We start from the raw sequence: 2,483 nt of genomic DNA, 5'->3' as shown, positions 1-2,483 counted from the left end.
CCTGGAACCAACGGATACGTCATTTGGCCGGAGCAGTAGTGCCGCCCGGTGGCCAGCCCGCGAACGACGTTGTGCAGGCCGGCTGCGACGAGGTGCAATGGCTCATGGCCCGGCGGGGCCGTGGGCTCGGGGAAGTCGCCGCAGACGGGTGACGCATCGGGGGCGGTGACGACTGCAGCACGCATCAGCTTCTCCTTAACTAAGTTAAACGATTGAGCCAAGGATGCCTTAACAACGTTAAGGAGTCAAACACTATCAACGGCATCACCCGGGACGGATCGCGACCCGGCGCTTTATTCTTTGACGGGCGGTACGTGGCCCCGTGGACGTCGAGGGCACCGAACCCGCTGACGTTCTGGCGGTCGATGTGTAGTCGGTTGAAACCAGCGAATTCGGCGCCGCCCTCAACATTCCCGGATTCGGTTTCCTACGTGACGAATTCACCGAACCGCACATCGTGCGCTGGGAGATCGCCGACGGATTCGCCACCTCAGCGGACCTTCCCGGCGTCCGGTTGCCGCAGGCCCCCTTCATGGGGGTGATGGGGGTAGCACCGTCGCGAGAGTTGTTCGAGCGCAGCAGGTCCGCCGAACACCGGGTGGCGTCAAACACCTGACCGCCGGTACGGCCGCCGGCGCCTACCTATACATCACGCTGGCAGGAGTGTTATTTGTAGTGGCAGGCACGCCAGTATTGCGTTGCGACACAACATCTTTCGACAATACTTCGGAATGACGGGACGCCTCAACCCGCGTCCAGGCAACTTGGCGAAGGCCCGTCCGAACAACCAAGCGTTCACCCTGCGCTCGGAGCAGGCCAGCCGGCGATTCGTGCCGGAAACGACACACTGCGCGACAGGTCGTACCGACCCGCACTGAAGTCCGCAGATCAACTTCCAGGTACTGCTTCATTCATTCGAGCTGCGATTCCGTCGAGGACGATGCCGAGTTGACGTTCGAAACGCTTATCACCGTCGTCGCGGGCGTGACCAGCATCCCTAACCAGCGAAGACCCCTCACCCAGCCAAGCATCACGCTCGGCAAGTGAGTACCGCGTCGGGTCGGCCTCGGCGGACTGTCGTCGCTCTTGTTCTTCGATGACGAACCCGACCACGAACGCGGTCGCCAGATCGAGGGCGTCATCTGCGTCTACGAGTGCCATCCCGGCCGCCGTCCAACGGACAAACCAGACTTCCTTCGTCTGCAGGACATTCGGATCGGAAAGCCGCGTGCCGCTGAAGATTCGGGCTCCATCTCGGTGTTTCAGGTATTCCGCGCGTAAGACGCGCGCGTAGGCGGAGAGGTCGTCACGCCAGTCGCTGCCGGAGCCAATCGTCGACAAGGCGATTCCGACTCGGCGCATGACCTCGGTGGCCATCTCGTCCAACAGCGCTTGCTTGTTGCGCACGTGCCAGTACAGGGCCGGTGCGCGGACATCGAGCGCGGTCGCCAGCGCGCGCACGGTCAGGGCATCCATGCCGTGTTCGTCGAGCATCTCGAGAGCGGTCGCCACGATTCGTTCCCGGGTAATGCCCTTCGTCATGGTTGACAGTTTAACAAAGTTAAAGCATGCTGGCCAGGTGCCATTAACTTAGTTAAGGAGTCGATGCCACGCGCTGTAACCGCCCGGTACCGAACCAGTGGCCGTCATTTCCATTCGCGTGGCAGGAGAGAAAACAGTGCAAACGACAAACGGCAGAAGAGCATTGGTGGTTGGGCTCGGCATCGCCGGCATGTCGACGGCAATCGGCCTGCACCGGGCCGGGTGGACACCGATCATCGTCGAGCGCAGCCCCGAACGCCGCACCGGCGGCTACTTCATCGCCCTGTTCCCCGAAGGCCGGCAAGCAGCCACCGACCTGGGTATCGCCGATCATCTCCACACCCGCAACCCCGTCGGAGACGCGGCCACATGGTCGGTGAACCGCCGCGGAAGGCGCCACCGAAGTTTGGGATTCTTGGACCAGCCGGGAGGTCCGAAAGCAGTCCTTCGCGGCGACATCGAAGCAGCACTTTGGCAGAGCGTCAGCAGCGCGGGAATCGAGGTGCGGTTTGCCACCACGCCCACCGACATCACCAACTACGCCGACCATGCGCGCGTCCAACTCACGAACGCAGAAACCGCAGACCCGTACTACGAGGATTTCGACCTGGTAGTCGGCGCTGACGGCATGCGATCGAGCGTGCGCCGCATCGTGTTTGGCCCGCACGAGGAATATCTGACCAACTGGGAGGCCATGATCTGCGCCTTCCAACTCCCAGACCAGGTACCGTCCTTCGGCCCAGCGGATAGCGTCGTCATCGCACACGCCAAACGCGCGATATGGGTGTTCGGGTTTGCCGATCGGGCCCCCACCGTGTTGCTGACCTACCGCACCAAAGATATCCAACAGCAATTCACCGGATCCCCCATCGACCGTCTGCGAGCCGCGTTCTGCGGCATGGACGATGCCGCGGTAGGGCATGCCTTGGACTTCCTGCAGC

The 2,483-nt window shown here is 62.4% G+C and carries 3 protein-coding genes and 1 pseudogene; 2 read left to right on the top strand and 2 right to left on the bottom strand.

Annotation, left to right across the window (positions count from 1 at the left end):
- Nucleotides 1–185: pseudogene (locus tag ACRDUX_RS39435) on the bottom strand (zinc-binding alcohol dehydrogenase family protein); the annotation flags it as partial.
- A gap of 224 nt (nucleotides 186–409) precedes the next feature.
- Between ACRDUX_RS39435 and ACRDUX_RS39430 the strand changes: the two are divergent.
- Entirely contained in the window at nucleotides 410–616 is a 207-nt protein-coding gene (locus tag ACRDUX_RS39430) for an acetamidase/formamidase family protein (RefSeq protein ID WP_526422758.1), read from the top strand.
- A 272-nt stretch (nucleotides 617–888) separates the two neighbouring features.
- Here ACRDUX_RS39430 and ACRDUX_RS39425 read toward each other — a convergent pair whose 3' ends face one another.
- Nucleotides 889–1,542, bottom strand: a complete 654-nt coding sequence (locus tag ACRDUX_RS39425) for a TetR/AcrR family transcriptional regulator (protein WP_526422756.1) — start codon at nucleotides 1,540–1,542, stop codon at nucleotides 889–891.
- Between the two features lie 97 nt (nucleotides 1,543–1,639).
- Between ACRDUX_RS39425 and ACRDUX_RS39420 the strand changes: the two genes are divergently transcribed.
- On the top strand, nucleotides 1,640–2,483 hold an 844-nt coding region (locus ACRDUX_RS39420), incomplete at its 3' end, for an FAD-dependent oxidoreductase (RefSeq protein WP_526422754.1).

This window comes from Mycobacterium sp. (assembly GCF_050701675.1).
Lineage (GTDB): Bacteria > Actinomycetota > Actinomycetes > Mycobacteriales > Mycobacteriaceae > Mycobacterium.
This window is presented reverse-complemented; position numbering and strand designations above follow the sequence as displayed.

What these genes read in the sequence shown, in the direction of transcription:
- ACRDUX_RS39425 (WP_526422756.1), bottom strand. Translation starts at nt 1,542, where the DNA reads ATGACGAAGGGCATTACCCGGGAACGAATCGTGGCGACCGCTCTCGAG.